This is a genomic window from Adhaeribacter radiodurans (assembly GCF_014075995.1).
GTDB classification, from domain to species: domain Bacteria; phylum Bacteroidota; class Bacteroidia; order Cytophagales; family Hymenobacteraceae; genus Adhaeribacter; species Adhaeribacter radiodurans.
The window spans coordinates 1,488,281-1,510,148 of record NZ_CP055153.1 but is presented as its reverse complement, the minus strand read 5'-3'; the positions used below and the strand labels follow the sequence as shown (position 1 = coordinate 1,510,148).

The following is a 21,868-nucleotide window of genomic DNA, read 5'->3' as shown; positions in this document are numbered from 1 at the left end:
AGTCTTTTGTATATTGATAAAGGTTAGGTATTAACTAAAAAATGGGAGTTCTATGAAACAGCATTTCTGGCATATCAATTATGTTTTAGTATTAGACTTAATTTCTATGGTTTTTATTGCCATAGCTTTCTATCTACTTACCCATGAGCAGATTTGGGTAGCAATTTCAACTCTGGCTGCTATATGTTTAATTGCTATAATTATTTTTAAAGCTAATCACAACATGAAAGGTGCTGCATTGATAAAGAATCCAACCTTTGAAGGTGCAAAGGATGCATTAGAACGTTTATCAGATTGGGCGAAATGGTTATCAGGTATCCAGACAGCTGCCTTAGGAGGCCTTGCTCTATTAATAAATAATAGACCAGGAATAGAGAAAGAACCATTTGTATTAGTAACTGCTCTTCTCTTTGGAGTAGCATTAATTTGTAGTGCTTGGGTATTATCCTCATTACCTTCCATCTCTTTAAGAATATATGCAACATATGGTAGTCAAATGAGACTTAAGTCACCTAGAACTGGAACCTCCAAAAAGTATGAAATTTATGAATTACCATTCTACCATGCATTTAAAGGCATCCCTCTTTCCTATGTTGTAACGCTTCAGCACTGGTATTGGGGGATTGGTATACTAAGTTTTACTTGGGTATTGATTCAGTTACCTAACTATAAGCCAAAACAAAAAGATAAAGCTTCATTGATTGACATACAAATAAATAAAGAATCAAACATCGCTTTATATAGAACCAAAAATATATATACTTAGTTATATAGAAAAAATATTATATATTTCCTTGATAATCTCAAGTAAAAAGCAATTTAGAATACATAATAATTAAAAAACATACAAGTATATTAGAATACATATAATTACTACACATTAAAAAGCTCAGTACTCAATAATAAACAAACATAAAGTATAAGAAATAATGTAAGGCTAAGCAATAATATTTGCTTGGTAATCATTTCCTTCATATAATTAGAATATATAAGTATTTTATAATAAAGAAACTTAAAAGAAAGTATAAACTAAAGATGTCACTTAAAATTTTGTATGGAATCAAAGGAAGAAGTAAAGGATAAGCTTAAACATTTGTTAGATGCTGACGAAACTGATATAAGAGCCATTTTTAAGTTATCTAATGAATTGTCCAAGTTTGATGATAGATTCCAACGATTCTTTGTTGATGCAAAAACTCTTATACACTTGGGAAGGGATAGTATAAAAGATCATGCTACAGCCTTAATAGAATTAGTAAAAAATAGCTATGACGCTGATTCGCACAATGTTGAAATTGAAATATTATGCAACAATGGAAGCGATATAATCAGAGTGGCTGACAATGGATTTGGAATGTCTAAAGACGAGTTATTTAACAACTGGCTTAGAATTGGATTTTCGAAAAAAAGAAAAGAAAAAACAAGCGGATATGGGAGGAGACGAACTGGAGAAAAGGGCATAGGAAGGATATCCACAGATCGATTAGGAGCCGAATTGGAGTTAATTACTAAAACAAAAGAGGATGGCATTATAGGTTTAAAAGTAAATTGGGATGAATTTGACAAAGAAGGAAAAGATATCTTTGACATTAATGTAGAAGTAATACATCCTGAATCTATAAATATACCAGACACAAATGGTGTTGTTAGTGATACTGGCACTGAGATTAAAATAACTAAACTACGTCAAACGTGGACACCAAATAATATTATAAATTTATTTAATGAATTGTCATCATTAACTCCTCCATTTAATGAAGTTGAAGATTTTGTAATTAACCTTAAAAACGATGTATTACCTTCCTTTTCTACAAGAGTAAACTCTGACTTTTATAACTTAGCTGAAATACAATTAACTGCAATCTATGATGGCAAGGGCCCTAATATAATTTATAGTATCAAGGATAAATATACTAATAATGAAACAACTAGTATTGTTGAATGGAAAACATTACTACAGAAAATTGGAATTATTCCAAAAGATTTCAAGGGCTATGTTGAGGATTTAAAATGTGGCCCAGTAACAATCAAATTACTTTTCTTTTTAAGAACTGGAGCTTCAGTTGCGAGTAGTGATTTTAAACTGTCTGATTTACGTGAATTTTTAGACACTAATGTAGGAGTAAAAATTTATCGTGATAACATTGCAGTCAAACCATATGGATTTTCTAATTCTCAATTTGGTTATGATTGGTTAGATCTAGCAGAAAGAAAGGCTAAAAACCCTGCTGGAATAAGTAGAGCAGAAGATTATAAAGTTACCCCTAACCAACTAATTGGAGCAGTCTTTATTTCAAGGGATACAAACATAGCATTATCTGATAGCGCTGCAAGAGAAGGTCTAATTGAATCAGAATCCTTTTATGAACTTAGAAATTTAACTTTAGCTTCAATCAATATGCTAGAATCATATAGATCCAAATTATATCCTAGCATAGAGAAAAAAGAACAAAATAAAAAGACAAAAAAATCTTTTAATGAAGAAGCTGAACAAATAAACCAAAAACTTATTGATGTAAAAGGAGGGTTAAACACATTAAAAGAAACAATAGAGAAAGGGGGTGCTGAAATAAAGCCAGTCCAGTTACTTAAACCCTTATCAAACAGCATTGAGCAAGTTGACACTATTTCTAATGAAGTAAATAATACAATAACAGGATTATTAAATTGGCAAAGAGTTTTGGGAGGCTTAGCAACAATTGGTATATCATCTGCGGTGTTTGGCCATGAAACTGAAAATGCTATGTCTGCCTTTAGGATTGCTTTAGACAACGCAATATCAGAAATAGAAGAATTCGAGCCAGACTTGGACATTGTTAATTCTGAACTAAATAAAGCAGTCAAGAATTCGAATAAAATTTCTGCATGGGGAGCTTTTGCATTAACAAGAGTTCAAAAAGAAAAGAGGAGCAAAAAACCAGTTAATATAAAAAAAACTGTTGAGAATGTTGTAAAGGAGCTTAGACCTGTCTTTGAAGCTGCATCAATTTTATTAAAAGTTGAAGGTGATTCATTGGTAACAAAGACTTATCAAATGGATATAGAATCATTACTTATAAATCTGCTAACAAATTCATATACCGCCTGTACTCAAAATGGAGATGATAGAAAAGTATTAATTAACATATCTCGAGAAGATTTAGATAGTACAAGAGGATATAAGATATCAGTTTCAGATTCAGGTCCTGGAATAGCTGATGAACATATACACAGGATTTTTGAACCACTATTCTCTACAAAAGCGATTGCGACTAATCAAAGCAAAAGTATTGGTACTGGATTAGGATTAACAGTAGTTAAATCTATAGTAGATGATTTAAAAGGTAATATTAAAGTTAATAGAGATACTGTTTTAAAAGGCGCTCTTTTCGAAGTTTGGTTACCTATAGAAAAATAAAATAAATTAAAATGGCAAAAATTGCTTTTGTTGATGATGATAAAGAGATCAGAGAAAGCCTTAGTATAAAGCTTTCCAAAATGCTAAGGAAAAGTGGCAGCACTTTAGAAGTTATAGATATTTTTCCATTTCAAGATTTTGCCTATTACTTTCCTTGGATTGAAGAGAATGACATTTGCGTGATAATCCTTGATGAAAGGTTATTTAATGGTCGAGAAAATGGAAAAGGTCCTGTAAAATATAGGGGTAGTGAATTGGTGAGAGCCCTTAGAGAAAGGTTTAAAGATATGCCAATCTATACTCTATCAGCATATACAGCTGATGATGACTTACAACATGAATTTAACGAATTTGATAGTATTATTAGAAAGAGAGACTTTGCTGATAAAAATAAAGCTTCTAAATACGTTGAAATTATCATAAGAGCAAGCCAGAGATATTTAAAAGAAAACGAAAAGGAACTTTCCACTTATGACGAACTTACTAGGAAAGTAGCTTCTGGTCAAAGCGATGAAGATGATATTCAAAGATTACAAGCCTTACAAACGAAGCTTCATTTACCAATGATGGATAGCTTAAAAGATCGTAATACTTGGCTTGATGAGTATGAAAGCCAAGTAAATTCTTTAAATGACATTAAAAGAATCTTAGAAGAAAAGATTAAAAAGATTAATGAACAATGATTTAGAACAATGCCTGAAGTGGAAGAAGGTTCATAAAGCCCCTTCAAAACAACCACTTACAGGAACCTATTCTGAATGGAAAGAACAAATAGCTTCTGAATGCTTTCACCAATGTGTTTACTGTTCTATACACGAAGCTCAATTTGGAGGAATAAATAATTACCATATTGAACATTATAAACCTCAATCTAAATTTAGACATTTAGAAAATGATATATGTAATTTATTTTTAGCATGTCCCATTTGTAATAAGTTCAAAAGCGATGATTGGCCCTGTGATTCTGATGATTTAAATAAAGTTTGTTATCCTGATCCATCTAAAACAAATTATAATAGTATATTTGAAGCCAATTCTGATTTTAGGCTAGTGGGGAAATTTACAGCGTCTAGGTACTTGATTACTAGACTATTTTTAAATCGTCCTCAACTAATCTTCGAGAGAAGGGAAAGTGTTTTAAGATATAAATGTTCCAAATTGATTGAAAATATATCGAGTCTCATTCAAATACTAAGTGATGACTCAGATAATTTATCTTTTATTCTAGATGTTTTACGTAAAATAGATTTAGTTAAAACAAATATTTTAAAGCTTGATAATCAACGTAGAACTATCAGGCCTTATTCCTTATTAGATATCAGAAAAACAAAGTGACTACTAAGAAAAAGATTGGTTCATACTATACTCCATCAATTCTTTCAACGTTTATAGTTAAGCATTCATTTAGAAAAATTCAAGATAAAAGTTCTATAAAAGTTCTCGAGCCTAGTGTAGGAGATGGTGAATTTATTAGAGCTTTAAGTTCAGTAAAAATCCCTAAAGGGCTAAATACAATTGAATTTTTTGCTGTTGAAAAAGTTGAATGCGAGTATCTTAAGGCTAAGGATGCAGCTTCAAATAGCACCATAGCAAACATAACATTTGATATCGTAAATCAAGATTATTTAAAATGGCAAAAGACTAACAACATTAAATTTTCTTTAATCATAGGAAATCCACCCTACATTAAAAAGGAATTACTAAATGAGGAGCAAATTAGTATTTGTAAAGAAATCCATTCTTCTGTAGGACTGAATAATTCTATTAACAATATATGGAGTAGTTTCCTCTTTAGTTGTTCATTGATTTTAGACAGCCAAGGAATTCTTTCCTTTGTATTACCTGCTGATTTATTACAGCATAAGTCCTCAGAATTTATAAGAAGTTTTTTAGCTATACATTTCCAAAGAATTGAAATATTTACATTTGACCAACTATTATTTGAATCAATTGGTCAAGACACTATTTTATTATTCTGTTATAAAAAGTCTAACGATCCAGGGCTTTTTTACTCAAGAATCAAAGATAAAGATCAGTTGACAACAAGCAACTTTACTCTTGCTTCTAATAACATATTAATTTCTACTAATACCAAATGGAGCCACCACATCTTGGATCAGGATGAAATTCAATTTTTACATAATTTAAAAAATAATTTAAGTCCTATAAGTAATTACTGCATATCAAAGCCAGGAGTTGTAACTGCAGCAAATAGCTTTTTCATAATCACATCTGAAACTGAAAAAAATTATAATTTATCAGAATTCACTATTCCAATTGTTCAAAAAGGACAGTTTGTTAATGGCAAGTTATTGTTTACTTACAATGATATGATGAACTTAATTGAGTCTAAAAAGCCATCAAAGTTTTTAATGCTTTCTGACGAAGTCCCTGACAATGGTTCCAAATCTTTATTAGAATACTTATCAATTGGAGAAGAGAAAGGATTACCTTTTAGATATAAGTGTAGAAACCGTAAAATATGGTATTTGATACCTAATGTTCCTTCAAAAGCTAGTGATGCATTCTTTTTCAAAAGAAGTCATAATTACCCCAAATTTTTAATTAACTCTGCAAAAGCATATGTTACTGATTCAGCTTATATGGTTGATGTAAAACCAGAATTTACAATTGAAAGCGTTGTTGTAAGTTTTTACAACTCTTTAACCTTAACATTTGCAGAGCTAGAAGGAAGATATTATGGTGGAGGTGTTTTAGAACTTACTCCCAGCGAATTTAAAGGGCTACCTATACCATATACAACTGTTACTAAATCGTATTTTGATACTTTTACTGAAGCATTTAGATCTAAAATTAATATAGATGAAATTACTAATCTCAATGATAATCTTACTCTATCTAAACTTTTATTATGTAATAATGATGATTTAATTAAAATTAGGTTAATAAAAAATAAATTATTAAATAAGAGGTTAAGAAAAGACTTTTAATGTAAAGTTGAAGATGACCTTATTGATCTTCTGAAATTTTCTTTAATTAAGTTTGAATTAAGCAAAAATTTTGAATCAATTAAATAATCATGATTTTATATTTAGAAAAATATTTTTTGATATAATTAACTATTTTTATCATGGTATAGCAAATTGGATAGATAGTAGACTCACATAGCCTACTATCCTTTTTCCATCTTGCTGCAGCGAATGGCAATGGCTACGTTGCTTTCAGTGGTTTTTTTATTGAGGAGAGACCATCTCAAAGAACTATGGCCTAAGAAATACAGCATAACTCCTACTACTCGCCAAAAGGCCTTGGGAAAGAAAAAGAATGGTCAAGTAATCTATCTGAGGCGAGTAATAACGAAATGGTTAGGAGGGTAATGGTGAAAACAGTAATGAGGATAATAGCTACCTTCCACTTTAAAGAGCAGTATACTTGCATCCAAGCCAACAACCTGGCTGACCTCAACTTTATCTCCAGTCAGGAAATCTTTGGTCGATACAAGACATGTAACCTGGAAGGGACAGGAAGCTCTGTACAATTTATAAGAAGATAAAAATAAACAGCTATCCTCATCTGTAGAACTATAAAACTCCTCATCCTGTGATTCCTTCAGCATAGTGCTTGTTCGTTGTTGATGAGTTATATGATAAAAAGAGTAGCATAAGCTACCCTTTAGAGCTATTAAGCAGCAGCTCTTAGTACTGGCTTACCAAATACCTCCTGCTCCATCGTTCTGGGATTGGGATTATAGTAATAGGTGTGATGCAGAGTAATCAATTCTCCTGTGGAAGGTACTGCGTATTGGTATGGTTCGCATTCCATCCTCTCAATACTGCCTGGTATGTTTCTGCCTTTTAGGCCTTCACAAATAACATCATTAAATGTACAGGAAATGGTACAAGTCTTCGCAGTGGCATAAATTCTACCAGTTTCTTTAGATTGAACCATTTCGATATCACTCTGCAAAACTAAAACATTAAATTCTTTACCTTCTTGAGTAGTTCTTTTCTTGTAATCAATAATAGTTACCATAATGCTATATAATTAAAATTGTTATACCTAGCGAGAGGCCCCATGCCAGTCGCAGACCTAAGCTGGGGGGGAGACTTATTATGTTATCTCTCGAAAAGAGACACACCAAAAAATTATAAAAAATTTTAGTAGGGCAGTTTACATATACATATTAAGGTACCAGAGTTCTTGGTTAGAGAAGGTCTAACGTTTGTGGAACCAACATACTATGGCAACTTAAAACAAGGTTGATTAAGGTAGATTGTTATTACATTTTTACTCTTTCCAAAGCACTTAAGCATACGTTAAGCTTAAAAAATAGTACTATAATCCTTTACAGTTCCTTGCAAAGATAGAATGACATAAGGCTTATTCCTTTCTTTCCAAGATACTATGATGAGCTACTATAAAAGTATATTGATATTTGCCCTCCACATTAAAGCTATATTAATGTAATATGTGGGCTTTTTTAGATAGGTAAAACTAGGCTAAACCCGCTCTTTCGCATAGCCTCTCGAATGCACAGACATAGCAAAATTGTTAAAGCAGGATCTTGGGGTTATGGCTCCTTATTGCTTGTGGGAGTTGTTTTACTATCTTTTAAAAAACTATGCTGAGCCTGTTAAACGAAAGTAGAATAGACTAATTTACTTATCTCCTTTAAAAAAAGCTATATATATACTATGCCTGAGGTTTTCTGGAAAGTTATTTTAAGATATTATTTATATAGTAGGGTAGGTAGGGTAACTACTTTTATCTAAATCTATTTATAAAGACACTTAGTGTACAAACTAATAGGGCCCACCAATTGGGTGAGCTCTATTTTAATAAGAGTTTTAGGACAATTATCCTACCTTACCTACCTCGCTCTCTTCTAAGGTTGAAGATTGAGTTTGTTTAAGCATTACAGCATACTTTTGAGATCCACTCCTTTTATATGTTTTAAACCCATGCTTTTTTAAAGCACTTCCTAAACGCTTAATTGTTGCGTTATTCACCTGAAATCCAGTTGTTGAATCTGCTACATATCTAGCAATTTGGGTAGTTGTATAAAACAAACATGCTGCATCACCTTCTTTTGCTGGCTGGAATACTTCAAGAACCAAGTCCTCTTCTACTGTTGAACGCTGAAACTTACTGTTATTAGCTTCCAGTTCAGCAATATCTTCTAGATCAAGCCAAAATTTAAAACCTTGGTTAAATAGAGCATAAGCCTGTGCATAGACTTTGTCCATATCTACACCATGATTATATTCTATCTCTAAAGATTCAAAGCAGAGAAACCTACGAGAACCAGTAGAATCATTAAGGAATTGTGCAGAATTAACAGAACCAACAAATGAAGCTCTTCTAGGCATTTCTTCAGTATTCCTGCCATAAGGCCTTCTAAGCTTTATATTAGGCTTAGTAATTATCTCCTTTATCGCTCCAACTTCTGTACTATTCAAGTTCTCCAATTCATCCAGGTTAATCAACATATTAGTTGCCATATGAATTAATGTGTCCTTGTTATCAGGATTAATAGTTCCAGTGTACACATATCCTTTAAGAGCCTTTGGGGCAAGATTCAACATCCAAGTTGATTTACCAATCCCTTGCTTTCCTGAAAAGATAAGTGCAGTATGGTTTATAATCTCAGGTTTAATAAATGAACCAACTGTTGCTACCAACCAAACCTTTAAGCATTTACGAAACAGCTTATCATTATCAGTTTTAACAGTATTTGCTAATTGATCAATATAATCAGTATTGTTATTCCAACTTGGCAGAGCTAAAATATATTCATTGAAAGGATCGTAAGAAGTAGTGAAATCAGAATTTAATAGATTTCTAAGATATGACAAGCTAAAGGTTCCCTTATCTTCACTAGAGGAAATACGCTTTTGAATTAACCTCCAAATGGTAGTTTCATCACGATCTTTTATAACCTTAAAACTTTTTCCTTCAACAGGCTTTGTACGATATTCCAAAACACCAGTTACCGTATTATACCTAAATTCAAATTTTGTTTTAAGGAAATTCTCAAGTCGTTCAACTTCAGTTGCTCCCCCCTTTTCTTTCTTATTCTTTTCCCAAATTACATATTCAATATATGTAACAGGATCTAATGACTGCTCTTCCTGAGCAGCCAGCATATTATTATTTGTATTCATTTTATAACAGTTTATATGGCCATTTCGAATGATTATTAGGTAAGTACTTTATGACCTTTTCAATACTACCAATAGCCTTTTATAAAGGCAACAAAATAGGCGAAAGAGGCTTCCTGCTCTGGCAGCAGTAGTAAGCTCGATATTTGCAGGAAGGTCTCTTTCTGTATGTGATAAAGAATTAAATTATGTCATGCATTCTCGTTTTTTTGACTACTAACTTGTAGCCTAATCTATCTGGTAGTTCTGGAACCTGTGCTTCCATAGTTTTGAATTTCCTCCCAGACTCATTTTCAAGTTGTTCTATTTGTTTATTTAAGTTGCTCATTATAGAGCTAACCTTAATCCAATATTCTACTTTTGTCATTGTATTATATTTAAAAATTTAAAAAATGTGCCTAACCCAACCTAACAGAGGCACTTACTGTTGGAAGGGGAACAAATGTCAGAAAAGTAGATAGTAGTAACTGGGGTACAGGAGGGGTACTATTTTCTTGAACTGCTATTTTTCTTTTTTTGGTTATCGATTTCAGTAATTACCTCTGATAGAAGTTTTTTTACTGTATCTAAGTTATAATCAGGAACATGGTTGAAAGTATTATCCTTTACTGTGTCTTCCATTATATCCCAAATAACACCTAATCCTTTTTCAGTTCTTAATTTTTGTTCAGAATGGCCTGTTAAAGCATGCATGAGCTTTGCAAGGCTAGTATCAGAATAATTTAGAATAGCATCGAATTTTCTTAGATAAAAGTAAAGTAAAGCACTTTGCCTGGTATCTAGCCTCTCAATCTTTTTGCTCTTTTTAGGGAGGGGTAGTTTGATCTCACTTGGCAACTCTAACTCAAGCTGCTTTTCTTCATGTATTGGCTGGGGAAAAGTATTAAGATTAGAATAAAGCAGAAGATTCATTTCGATCTTATCCCTAAATCCAATCAATACAGTTAATGTAGCTGAATATTTTGAAGTAATTAATAGGTTTTCCCAATTTCTGATTACTTGGTCTAAGCGATTTAGAATTAATAATATAAAGCTATGCCTTTCCTTTTCATTGTTTATAGAAAAAATTTTGTCTTCCAACTCTATGTATATTCTATCTAAAAGGGAGGTTAGCTCTTTTTGTAAAATAAAGGAGAAAGATAAAGATCCTTCTAATTCTTCTTCTGTAGCATCATTTACATAGATAAAATTGTAAGTTTCTTTATCCTTATTATAGTCAATATCAAATGCTGATTGAGGTAAATATGTTGAATCTGATGAGAGAAATTTGCTTTTCAGAGCTTTCATTCCTTCATCTGATAAGAATTGGTCTAGTTGTAAAAGTGGGTTCATTATAGAAATATGTATATTTTACAACTGCAATATAAATGCAATTCGAATACAAGTATTCCTCTGATTAGCTAAACAAATAAAATTTTTATCAGAAAATAGAGGTTACTGCTAAAGTATTGTTTTATGAATGGCTCTTTAGCATTAACTAGAGTTAGGAGCTGTTTCGCAAGCTTTTTTCTTAAGTTCTGGGTAGAGGCAGCTAAAAGGGTATCAGTTACTTTGGCGTAGTTTAGGATGTTTTAACAAGGAATAGAATACTATCTTTTTTACTATACATAAATGAGAGCTGGTGCATTATTTACCTTTCCCAAGAACAGCTTCAGTTTAGCCTAATAAGGTAGATATATAGCCTTAATCTTAAAACTTCCTTAATCAAGAGGATTAGTTAAGATGAGTGAGTCAGTAGATGAGTCAATTCTTAGATAAAATTTGTTAAGAACTAAGCTTTTCCCCTCAAATTACGTATATTTATATAGCCCTCCTTATTGACTTATCAAAGGTAAGGCACTGGAAATCAAAGAAATAAAAAAAGCAGCTACAGAACTGAGTCCATAACTGCTTTTTATTTCGTGGTGATGATTGGAATCGAACCAACGACACAAGGATTTTCAGTCCTTTGCTCTACCGACTGAGCTACATCACCAACGACTTTTGTTAAAAGTGATGCAAAAGTAATAATTTGAGCGGATGATGCAATAGATTTTAGAAATTATTTTAGCTGGATTTTGTAATAATAGTTTAGTAAATTACGTACTCGTTATGCATAACAAATTTGCGTACTCATGCTAAGCAACTTTATATTTCTGATAATTACGGTGTTGGCTGTTGGTCTTTTTATTTGGCAGATAAAAAAAATACGCCGCAACATTAAACTGGGACGCGAAAAAAAAATTAATAATAATGCTTCGGAACGCCTGAACAAACTATTACTGGTGGCTTTTGGTCAGCAGAAAATGTTTAAACGCCCTTGGCCGGCAATTCTGCACGGCGTAGTTTACGTGGGGTTTGTGGTAATTAACATTGAATTACTAGAAATTATCACCGACGGCATTTTTGGTACTCACCGGGTTTTAGGCTTTCTGGGTCCGGTTTACAGTGCCTTAATGGCAATTAACGAAATCCTGGCATTTCTGGTAATAATTGCCTGCGTTATATTCTTAATCCGGAGAAATATCACCAAAGTGCCCCGGCTTACCCGTGGTCCGGAAATGCGGGCATGGTCTAAGCTTGATGCAAACGTTATTTTAATTACTGAGATTGTTTTAATGCTGGCCTTGTTTGCCTTTAATATTGCCGATTTAAAATTAGCAGCTATCTCGAACGAAGAACTAGCGGGCAGTTTCCCGATCAGTAATTGGCTGGTAAATGGGTTAAATACTTTTAACGTATCGGCTTTAGAAGCTGTACGCAGCGTTGGATGGTGGTTTCACATACTGGGCATATTTGCTTTTTTAAATTATCTGCCCAGCTCCAAGCACTTCCACATTATCATGGCTTTTCCGAACGTGTATTACTCCAAACTAGAACCTAAAGGTAAATTTACTACTAACGAGAGCATTACTCACGAAATAAAAGCCATGCTCGATCCTAGTTACCTAGTTCCGACATTGCCGGAAGGTGTAGAACCGCAAAAGTTTGGGGCGAAAGACGTAGAAGACCTTACGTGGAAGCAACTTTTAGATGCTTATACTTGTACCGAATGCGGGCGTTGCACGGATGTTTGCCCGGCTAATTTCACGGGTAAATTACTATCGCCTCGGAAAATTATTATGGATACCCGAGACCGTATGGAGGAAAAAGGGGAACATCCGGCCATCTTCCGACCTAATCATTACAAAGAACAAGGTGAGCCCCGGGTGAAAGTAACCGAAGAAAAAACGTTACTACGCGGCTATGTAACTCCCGAAGAACTTTGGGCCTGTACTACCTGCAATGCTTGCGTAGAAGCTTGTCCCGTAAATATCGACCAATTATCTTCTATTATGGAAATGCGTCGTTTTTTAGTACTCGAAGAATCAGCGGCACCTACAGCATTAAATGCTATGTTCACCAATATCGAAAATAACGGGGCTCCTTGGGCTTTCTCCCCCTCCGACCGCCTTAATTGGGCCGATAACTTGTTCGTGAATGTAAAATAGTTGAAGGTGGTTACAAGTTAAAGGTTGCAAGTTGCACATTGGAAGGTTTTAAAGGTAAAAGGTTAAAAGTTGTTTATTTTTTAATTTTAATCCGAATCCAGATAGCACTACTGTTATTAGAACAATCAACCGGTGAAATTCAAAATATTAAAATTTAACAGCCGAACATACGAACGAACTAGATCCAGAAAGGGCTTTGACTAATCTTAGTCTAACATCTACTATCTAAGGTCTAATATCTAAATAACATGAGTGAAAAAAAACAAATTTTGGTACCGGTTATGGCCGACTTAATGGCTAAAGGAGAAGAACCGGAAATATTATTTTGGGTAGGTTGTGCCGGTGCATTTGACGACCGTTATAAAAATGTAACCCGTGCCTTTGTCCGGATTTTAGAACATGTAGGAATAAAATATGCGGTATTGGGTTTAGAAGAAAGCTGCACCGGTGATCCAGCCAAACGAGCCGGCAACGAATTTTTGTTTCAAATGCAGGCCCTGACCAACATAGAAGTACTGAATGGTTATAACATAAAAAAAATTATTACTGCTTGTCCGCATTGTTTTAACACGATTAAAAACGAATATCCCAGCTTAGGTGGCAACTACGAAGTTATCCATCATTCCACTTTTTTACAGCAATTAATTAATGAGGGTAAAGTGCGCGTGGCTGGTGGCGAAGCTTTTAAAGGCAAGCGCATTACTTTTCATGATTCGTGTTACTTAGGCCGAGCCAATGGAATATATGAAGCTCCGCGCGAAGTTTTAGCTACCTTAGATGCCGATTTAGTAGAAATGAAGCGGAGCCGGGCCAATGGTCTGTGCTGCGGTGCAGGTGGCGCTCAAATGTGGAAAGAACCCGAACCTGGTAATAAAGATATCAACATTGAACGTACCGAAGAAGCTTTGGCTACCGGTGCTACCGTTATTGCCTCTGCCTGCCCTTTTTGCCTGACCATGCTCAGTGATGGGGTAAAAAACAAAAACCAGGAAGATCAGGTAAAAGTATTTGATATTGCCGAACTAATTGCTTCAGCCGAAAACTTAAATGCTTGAGCTAGTCCATAGTCCATGGTCGACAGTCCATAGACACCATGGTTATAAAGAATTTATTAGTAGATTACTTTATTATTAAGATTGATACATTTACAAAATGATAATCATTCGGTACTTTAGTGATACTATGACCAAAAGGAAAGTCCGATATTGCTATTGATAGATTAAAATTCAATAATTTACAACTACATTCCGTGGACTGTGGACCATGGACTCTTGACTAAAACCATGTACGTACCTTTTCAACAATTACCTCCCCGTTCCCGCATTTGGATTTACCAGGCAAACCGGCCTTTAACAGATGCTGAAGTTGAACAAGTAAAACCGCAGTTAATCCATTTTATAACTCAGTGGACGAGTCACGGTGAAGAATTGCAAGCCTCTGCCGAACTTCTATATAATCGTTTTTTAGTAATTGCGAACGACGAAGATATTAATTCTCCCAGTGGGTGTTCAATCGATGCTTCTGTCCGGTTTGTAAAACAATTAGAAGCCGAATTAAATGTTTCGTTCTTTGATCGTACCCAATTGGCTTTCTTGCAAAACGAAACCGTAGAAACAGTATCATTACCCGAAATAAAAAACAAAATAAAAGAGGGTCTTATTCAAGCCGATTCGCTCTACTTTGATACCTTGCTCAGCACCAGTGGGCAATTGCAGGCAGCCTGGCCTAAACCGGCAAAAGAAAGTTGGCTCGCCAAATATTTTGCCTAAGTTTTACGTTTACTTATTATAATTTATGGGAGTAATATTAATTTTTTTAAGTAAATACGGGCACCAAGTTTTTATTTAACGCAGAGGGCTTGTTTACTTTTAATTTTATGATTGCCAAACAAAACATAAAACGTACAACGTATTACTTAAAATTCACGACCTTCTTGCCACACTACCGCTATATGAATAGATTTTACCTGACTCTTCTACTTGCCACTCTGGTGGGTTTTACTTCCTGCAAAACTTTAAGCAGCGTAGGAAAAGCCGATAAAAAATTTGCTCAGGGAGAGTACGATGATGCCATTCGTTTATACCAACAGGCTTTAAAAAACACCAAAGAACCGGGTCCGGTTAATTATAAACTTGCCGAATCGTACCGTTTATCTAATCGTATTTCGCAAGCCGAGCCTTTTTACCAGGCAGCTGTAAACTCTGGTTTCAAAAAAGAAGATGCCATATTTTATTATGGTTTAGCTCTGAAAGCCAATGCTAAATACAACGAAGCCGGCGCTCAGTTTACCCGTTACGCCCAATCCGGAGGCAGTAAAACCTTAGTGCCACGCGCTAAACTAGAAGCGGCCAACATGAGCGCTATTCCAGGCATTATCAATACCAAAACGTACAACGAGATTACACCGCTCGATCAGTTAAATACCGCAGCAGCGGAGTTTGCTCCTACTATGCTGAACGGCGAACTATATTTTGCTTCTACCCGAGATGGTAAAAAATATACTGGTAACGGCGAAGGTTTCAACGATTTATTTGCTGTTCGTTTCGCTGACTCAACGCAAATGACAGGCGGAGCCGTACGCAAAATAAATGAACCCATTAATACTCCGGAAGCCCATGAAGCGGCCGTAACTTTTAGTAAAGATGGCACCACCATGATATTTGCCCGCAGCAACACTGGCAAACGAAAAGGCACTTTAAACGTGGATTTATACGTTTCCCGGTTTAAAGGCAGTTGGTCGGAGCCACGTTTGCTTAGCGTTAACAGCAAAGATGCCTGGGATTCGTCGCCGGTACTTTCGCCGGATGGAAAAACTTTATACTTCTCTTCTGACCGGAAAGGCGGCCAGGGAGGTAATGATATTTACCGCTCTACCCTGGATGGTCAGGGCCGTTTCTCTACTCCGGAAAACCTGGGACCTGAAATTAATACGCCGGGCAACGAAAACTTCCCGTTTGTTGCCGAAGATGGCACATTATATATTTCTTCAGACGGGCATCCGGGTTTAGGCAGTTTGGATATTTTTCGGGTAGAAAATGGTAGACCGGTAAACTTGGGAGTTCCTGTTAATTCCAATGCCGATGATTTTGCGCCTTATATGCTCAATAACGAATCGGGCTATTTTTCTTCTAACCGGGCAGGTGGTAAAGGCAGCGATGATATTTACTATTTTAAGAAAGCTAAGCCCAAAATGGTCAATTTCTACGTGGATGTAACCGTGCGGGAGTTACTACCTAATACGGCCAATTATAAACCAATGAGTAGAATCCGGGTAGAACTGCAAGACGCCAAAGGTATTGCCGTAGACCAGGCTTTTACATCCGTAGATGGTAAACTAAGCTTTAAACTCGATACTGCTACTGCTTATTCCGTGTTAGCTGAAAATCCGGGATACTTTGCGGCCCGCCAGGCCGTAACTACCATTGGCAAAACCCCTCCGCAGGCAAGCTTAACCAAACCCGAAACCGACATTCGCTTAACGGCTGATTTAGTTTTAAGTAAAATCGTGAAGGATAAAGCAATTGTAGTAGAAAATATTTACTACGATTTAGATAAAGCTGATATTCGTCCGGACGCTGCCATAGAACTAGATAAGATAGTTCAAACCTTGAACGACAATCCTAAAATTACCATAGAGCTGAGCTCCCATACCGATGTACGCGGAAAAGACGCTTACAATTTAGACCTTTCGCAACGACGCGCCCAATCAGCGGTAGATTATATTATTTCTAAAGGCATTGCACCTAATCGAATTACGGCAAAAGGATACGGCGAAACCCGCCTGGTTGTAAAAAATGCTAAAACCGAAGAAGAACACCAGCGTAACCGGCGCACCGAGTTTAAAGTAACCAAAATTGCTCAATAATATAGTTATTGGTTGCTGGTTGTTCGTTACTGATTAATTTAAATTAATAATTAAATCTTAAAGGATACAAAATAGAAAGCCGCTTATTAGAGCGGCTTTCTTATTTTTGCAGCATTGTTAAAGTTGGCGATTTTTCTTGAATGATAATTCTAACAACAAACAACGAATAACAAACAGCTATATCATGGAAAACAGGTATCTCCGGCGGGGCGTTTCGGCCTCGAAAGAAGACGTACACGCAGCTATTAAAAACATAGATAAAGGGCTTTTTCCGAAAGCATTCTGTAAAATTATTCCCGATATTTTGGGTAATGATCCGGATTACTGCAATATTATGCACGCCGATGGGGCCGGTACTAAATCGTCGTTAGCGTATCTTTATTGGCGCGAAACTGGTGATTTATCGGTTTGGAAAGGCATTGCGCAGGATGCCATCATCATGAATACCGATGATTTACTGTGTGTAGGAGCAACAGATACTATTCTGTTATCGTCTACCATTGGCCGGAACAAAAACCTGGTACCCGGCGAAGTAATTGCCGCTATTATTAATGGTACCGAAGAAATTCTGCAAATGCTCCGCGATAACGGCATTGGCATTTACAGCACGGGCGGCGAAACCGCCGATGTAGGAGATTTGGTCCGGACGATAATTGTAGATAGTACTGTTACTGCCCGCCTACGCCGCGACGAAGTTATTTCCAATAATACCATTCAACCCGGCGATGTGATTGTTGGGTTTGCTTCCTTCGGACAAGCAACTTATGAAACAGAATACAATGGCGGTATGGGCAGCAATGGTTTAACTTCGGCCCGGCACGATGTTTTTCATAAATATTTAGCAGCCAAATACCCCGAAAGCTTTGACCCAAGTGTACCCAAAGATTTAATTTACTCCGGTAAATATAAACTAACCGACCCAGTAGCCGACACGGGTTTAGATGTAGGCAAATTAGTACTCTCCTCTACCCGTACGTATGCCCCGGTAGTAAAAAAAATATTAAACCAGCACCGGGCAAATATTCACGGCATGGTTCATTGCAGCGGTGGCGGCCAGACCAAAGTGCTGCACTTTACCGATAAGGTGCACATTGTAAAAGACAATCTATTTGAGATACCACCTTTATTTCAAATTATTCAGGAAGAAAGCCAGACCAGTTGGGCCGAAATGTATAAGGTGTTCAACATGGGCCATCGTCTGGAAATTTACTTAAATGAAGAACATGCTGCAGATTTAATTGCGATTGCCAAATCGTTTAACATCCAAGCTCAAATAATCGGCCACGTAGAACCAAGCGATAATAATAACCTGACCATTCGAAACAAACAAGGTGAATTTACCTATTAAATAAGATCGAAAAAACAGTTAATAAAAGCTGTTGCAGGAAACTGTAACAGCTTTTTTATTGGCATAATAATTGGCTTTTTACTCGTACAAAATTGTTCTTTTCAGCAAGCTTCTACATAAGACTATTACTGTTTTTTTTTAAATGCAATGATTTTAAGTTCAAGTATTTAAATATTAAAAATCTGATTTAATTAAATGAATTAAACATTCACCTTTTAGATAAGCTTTAAGAAAATGAAACGTTTGGGTATCTTGTTATTCGGGCTCTTCTTCTGGACTCAGTATGCGCTTGCTTTACCAAGCGCTACCGCCACCTTTTTTAGTAAAAAAGGCGAAGCCTTTCAGTTTATTTTTGATGGCCGGTTTGTCAATCGGGGTGGAACCAATGTAGTGCGCCTGTACGATATTCCGGCGGGTTATCATACTGCTGAGTTCCGGATACCCGGTCGGCGGGGAGTTTTAGTTCACCGAACGCAAGTATATATAGAACCAGCCCGGCAAAGTGAATTTATACTGCAAATAGTTGGCTATGGCCGGCAGGCTTTAGTGCGAAAAGTAGCTGAAAAACCCTTACGCCCCTATCATCCTAACCAGCGACCATCCTCATCACATTATCAGGAAACCGAACCTTATGGTAATAACGATTATGAGTCTAATGTTGACCGGTATGGACAAGACGACCGTTACAACGAATCTGATAATACGAACAGGCCAGAACAATGCCGTGATATACTGGGAAAACAGCAAGTAGACCTTTTACTGCAAAGTATGGCCACTCGCAACAGCGAAACCAGTAAAGAATCTATTGCCCGGCAGGCTTTGAGCCAGAACAGTGTATTAGCCGAAGATTTAAAAGAAATTCTGGCGCAATTTCAATACGAAAATACCCGTTTAGAATTTGCTAAGTTTGCCTACAATGCCACCTGCGATCGTCGCAATTTTTATGTTGTAAACGAAGTATTAACCTACGATGCTAGTATTCGCGAGTTAGAAGAATATATTAACCGGCGTTAAAAAGTTAATTAATAGATAAATTATTCAACAGGTAAGAAATTAAACTTCTGCCTGCCTGGTATTTAAAAAAAGGAATAAGGATTTTGGGCATTTACCGACTCGTAATCCTTTTTTACTTTTATCCTAACTCAACTTGTAGTGCCGTTAGCGCGTAAACTTTAAGCACATGTAAATGCATGGCGAGAGTTTTAACTGTAAACCAATAAAACGATGGCAACAAAAGATAGTGGAAATAGTCAGGGACAGAATACACCTAATGCGCCTCAGATAGATAATATTGATGAGGTAACCAACGTAGATGAAAACAACCGTAACCTGGACGATGTAAACGATGTGGGCGGCGAAATTGATAAAGGTCAGGCACATGATGATTTCAACGGCGGCGGCGACATACTAGGAAGACAAGGCGGCGGCCCCGGTGAAAAGAGTGGTTTAGGCAAGGAACCAACTCCTCATGGTAAACAACCTCATACCATTAGCGATAAAGACACCGGCCACGGCACGCACCGGGGCGGTATGGGTCCTGGCCACAGTGGCCAAAAAGGTAACCACCAAGGCGAAGATACACAAAGTCCAGGACAGAATACGCCAGGTAAAAACCGTAAAGAAGAACTAAATACCGGTAGCCTCGAAAACCAGGCAGGTTTAAAAGAAGAAGGGGAAGGCGGTCAACAACCCAGAAACAGGTAAGCTTCTATATTTAAAAAATAATTTTAACTACAAAGGCTGCTTTTTAAATACGCAGCCTTTGTAGTTAAAATTACTAAATAAAGCTTTTATTCCGATTTACGCGCAATTTCGTCTAGTACGCAACTTTGGACAAACGAAATATTTGCGCAAATTTCAAATTCTTCTAATTCTGCAAAAACTAACTCCTGAAAACGGAGATTAAGTAAAATTTCCTGCAAATCTTTCTGTAAAGCAAAAAACACCAATTGGTTAATTACTGAATAAGTTTGCTGATCAGTTGCTTGTAACAAATTATTATTAAATACAAGCTGGCACATATTATCCAAGTGCAAACAAAGATTTTCTAAGTATTGATCGTTGTAATTATTTTTTACGCCGCTTTCAAAAATTAAATGCAGAAAGCGCATACGGGCAAATAATAACATATCGTCTTCCGTGCGGTACATTTGTACTACGTCGCCTACTAAGTATCCTTTGTCTTCAAAGAATTGCTTGCTCTCTTGAATGGTCATGTACTTTAATTTAATACGGATTATATTGGTAATTTACAGGTAACTTATAAAAATCAAAAAAACTGATTTATAATTTTTTTAATTTCTTTTAATTTCACAAAATAAACTTGCTATTTAAATATAGGTATTAGTAATTGTTTAAAAGCCGCTTACTATATTTAATTAAGCTATATAACCTTATCTAAATATAATTAGAATAAGATTTACTTTTTTGCTGCATCGTTTCTATTTGTATAATAGTAATAAGGCAAAACTCAGGTAATAAATTAACTCCTCCACTTATCTTATTACAACAGAAAGCTTAACCCTAAAAAATAGTCTTCGTAATAAATGAAACTTAGCCTTTGTAAGAGGCAGTTTTACTCTCATTTAAATAGAAGCTATATGCAAGAATATCAAAATAGAAACCGGAATGATCGGGATGATCATCTCGAAGAAAACCAACGTATAGGTAAACGCATTGCTGAAGAAAATCGCAACCGTAATAGGAACGATCAATACGGGAGCAGTAACAATTACCGGAATAACAACAATGTAAATAACAGAGGCGGCCAACACTACGGCGCCGACCCCAATAGTGCTTACCGGAATGCCGACATTAACTTCGGAGACAGCCACGACCATCGTAGAGATTCTAACCATAATTATGACCAGAATCAGGTATTCGGGCAAAACAATTCTCGTAACCAGCAGCAATGGCCGGTAGATAAAGGTCAGAATAATTACCGACACGAAGAACGTGTTCGGGATAATCAATTCAACCAGAATAATAGAAATCAGAATAATTTCAGTTCAGGTAACCAATATTCAAACGATCGGTACCAGGCCAATCGGTACAATAATAATGAACGCTACGATGTAAACCGATACAACGAAAGTGATAATCGCTTTTACGCCGGAGAAGAGCCGCGCATGTTCGACGACCGCAAACAATTTGCCGCCGAAGATTATCGGTATGGCAGCGGAAACCGTCAATGGGGATCACCGGGCCATGATAACGATTACGATGCCGATAACGACCGGAACCATAATCGTCAACGCCACAACGATGACCAGCGGGAGAATCGGGGCTTTTTTGGCCGGATAGCTGATCAGGTTCGCGAAGACTGGCGTACTTTTACGCATCCTGATGATGATCGTGACCAGAATAATCGAAATTATCAAAATAACTGGCGCGGCGAATCTCGTAACTTTAACCGGGGCTACGAATCCGGACCACGTTGGGCCGATGAAGATGATGCCCAACGCAGGAACGACGACCGTTGGCGCGACCGTAATTTCAACGAAGATAACCGCAGATAATAAAAATAAAAAAGCCGGATTTTTATCCGGCTTTTTTATTTTCACGATTCCGGAAAGAAACTTTAATTTAAGTTGGAATGCGGATTTTATATTTGCCTGACCATAGAAGAACCAGCAGTTTAATTAACCGGCTTACGAATACCTGGTT

Annotated in this window: 18 protein-coding genes and 1 tRNA gene; 13 read left to right on the top strand and 6 right to left on the bottom strand. The window is 36.0% G+C overall.

Annotated elements, in window-relative coordinates:
• Positions 1 to 52 precede the first annotated feature (52 nt).
• The 5 genes from HUW48_RS06395 to HUW48_RS06375 all read left to right on the top strand — a co-directional run bounded on the left by HUW48_RS06395 (position 53) and on the right by HUW48_RS06375 (position 6,348).
• A complete protein-coding gene (locus HUW48_RS06395; protein ID WP_182414892.1) occupies positions 53 to 766 on the top strand; it encodes a hypothetical protein in 714 nt (237 codons plus the stop codon).
• Between the two features lie 288 nt (positions 767 to 1,054).
• Positions 1,055 to 3,397 (top strand): sensor histidine kinase, encoded by a 2,343-nt coding sequence (locus tag HUW48_RS06390; RefSeq protein WP_182414891.1) that lies wholly within the window; start codon positions 1,055 to 1,057, stop codon positions 3,395 to 3,397.
• Between the two features lie 11 nt (positions 3,398 to 3,408).
• Positions 3,409 to 4,080 (top strand): DNA-binding transcriptional response regulator, encoded by a 672-nt coding sequence (locus HUW48_RS06385; protein WP_182414890.1) that lies wholly within the window; start codon positions 3,409 to 3,411, stop codon positions 4,078 to 4,080.
• Positions 4,070 to 4,732, top strand: coding sequence for an HNH endonuclease (locus tag HUW48_RS06380; RefSeq protein ID WP_182414889.1), 663 nt, complete (start codon positions 4,070 to 4,072; stop codon positions 4,730 to 4,732). The genes HUW48_RS06385 and HUW48_RS06380 overlap by 11 nt, the downstream gene beginning before the upstream one ends.
• On the top strand, positions 4,729 to 6,348 hold the full coding sequence (locus tag HUW48_RS06375; protein ID WP_182414888.1) for an Eco57I restriction-modification methylase domain-containing protein: 1,620 nt from the start codon (positions 4,729 to 4,731) through the stop codon (positions 6,346 to 6,348). Before HUW48_RS06380 ends, HUW48_RS06375 begins: the two co-directional genes overlap by 4 nt.
• Positions 6,349 to 7,039: 691 nt before the next feature.
• Here HUW48_RS06375 and HUW48_RS06370 read toward each other — a convergent pair.
• The 5 genes from HUW48_RS06370 to HUW48_RS06350 all read right to left on the bottom strand — a co-directional run bounded on the left by HUW48_RS06370 (position 7,040) and on the right by HUW48_RS06350 (position 11,494).
• Complete coding sequence (locus tag HUW48_RS06370) at positions 7,040 to 7,390, bottom strand: hypothetical protein (RefSeq protein WP_182414887.1); 351 nt, start codon at positions 7,388 to 7,390, stop codon at positions 7,040 to 7,042.
• 824 nt (positions 7,391 to 8,214) lie between these two features.
• Complete coding sequence (locus HUW48_RS06365) at positions 8,215 to 9,522, bottom strand: VapE domain-containing protein (RefSeq protein ID WP_182414886.1); 1,308 nt, start codon at positions 9,520 to 9,522, stop codon at positions 8,215 to 8,217.
• Positions 9,523 to 9,700: 178 nt separating this feature from the next.
• Positions 9,701 to 9,886: a hypothetical protein gene (locus tag HUW48_RS06360; RefSeq protein ID WP_182414885.1), complete on the bottom strand. Its 186-nt coding sequence runs from the start codon at positions 9,884 to 9,886 to the stop codon at positions 9,701 to 9,703.
• A 119-nt stretch (positions 9,887 to 10,005) separates the two neighbouring features.
• Positions 10,006 to 10,851 carry a hypothetical protein gene (locus HUW48_RS06355; protein ID WP_182414884.1) on the bottom strand — a complete coding sequence of 282 codons (846 nt, stop codon included), beginning with the start codon at positions 10,849 to 10,851 and terminating at the stop codon, positions 10,006 to 10,008.
• A gap of 570 nt (positions 10,852 to 11,421) precedes the next feature.
• Positions 11,422 to 11,494: transfer RNA gene (locus HUW48_RS06350), tRNA-Phe, on the bottom strand.
• Between the two features lie 139 nt (positions 11,495 to 11,633).
• Between HUW48_RS06350 and HUW48_RS06345 the strand changes: the two genes are divergently transcribed.
• From HUW48_RS06345 to HUW48_RS06315, 7 genes are all read left to right on the top strand, one after another.
• The gene (locus tag HUW48_RS06345; RefSeq protein ID WP_182414883.1) at positions 11,634 to 12,989 is read left to right on the top strand and encodes a (Fe-S)-binding protein; all 1,356 of its coding nucleotides are present in this window, start codon (positions 11,634 to 11,636) and stop codon (positions 12,987 to 12,989) included.
• Positions 12,990 to 13,270: 281 nt separating this feature from the next.
• On the top strand, positions 13,271 to 14,044 hold the full coding sequence (locus HUW48_RS06340) for a (Fe-S)-binding protein (protein ID WP_182416290.1): 774 nt from the start codon (positions 13,271 to 13,273) through the stop codon (positions 14,042 to 14,044).
• 201 nt (positions 14,045 to 14,245) lie between these two features.
• The gene (locus HUW48_RS06335) at positions 14,246 to 14,758 is read left to right on the top strand and encodes a hypothetical protein (protein WP_246343715.1); all 513 of its coding nucleotides are present in this window, start codon (positions 14,246 to 14,248) and stop codon (positions 14,756 to 14,758) included.
• 182 nt (positions 14,759 to 14,940) lie between these two features.
• The gene (locus HUW48_RS06330) at positions 14,941 to 16,854 is read left to right on the top strand and encodes an OmpA family protein (RefSeq protein ID WP_182414882.1); all 1,914 of its coding nucleotides are present in this window, start codon (positions 14,941 to 14,943) and stop codon (positions 16,852 to 16,854) included.
• Between the two features lie 184 nt (positions 16,855 to 17,038).
• Positions 17,039 to 18,202 (top strand): AIR synthase related protein, encoded by a 1,164-nt coding sequence (locus HUW48_RS06325; RefSeq protein WP_182414881.1) that lies wholly within the window; start codon positions 17,039 to 17,041, stop codon positions 18,200 to 18,202.
• A gap of 234 nt (positions 18,203 to 18,436) precedes the next feature.
• Entirely contained in the window at positions 18,437 to 19,216 is a 780-nt protein-coding gene (locus HUW48_RS06320; protein ID WP_182414880.1) for a DUF4476 domain-containing protein, read from the top strand.
• A 210-nt stretch (positions 19,217 to 19,426) separates the two neighbouring features.
• Positions 19,427 to 19,906, top strand: coding sequence for a hypothetical protein (locus tag HUW48_RS06315; protein ID WP_182414879.1), 480 nt, complete (start codon positions 19,427 to 19,429; stop codon positions 19,904 to 19,906).
• An 86-nt stretch (positions 19,907 to 19,992) separates the two neighbouring features.
• Here the strand turns inward: HUW48_RS06315 and HUW48_RS06310 are convergent, their stop codons facing one another.
• A complete protein-coding gene (locus HUW48_RS06310; RefSeq protein ID WP_182414878.1) occupies positions 19,993 to 20,418 on the bottom strand; it encodes a hypothetical protein in 426 nt (141 codons plus the stop codon).
• A gap of 384 nt (positions 20,419 to 20,802) precedes the next feature.
• Between HUW48_RS06310 and HUW48_RS06305 the strand changes: the two genes are divergently transcribed.
• Complete coding sequence (locus tag HUW48_RS06305) at positions 20,803 to 21,720, top strand: hypothetical protein (protein WP_182414877.1); 918 nt, start codon at positions 20,803 to 20,805, stop codon at positions 21,718 to 21,720.
• Positions 21,721 to 21,868: the final 148 nt, after the last annotated feature.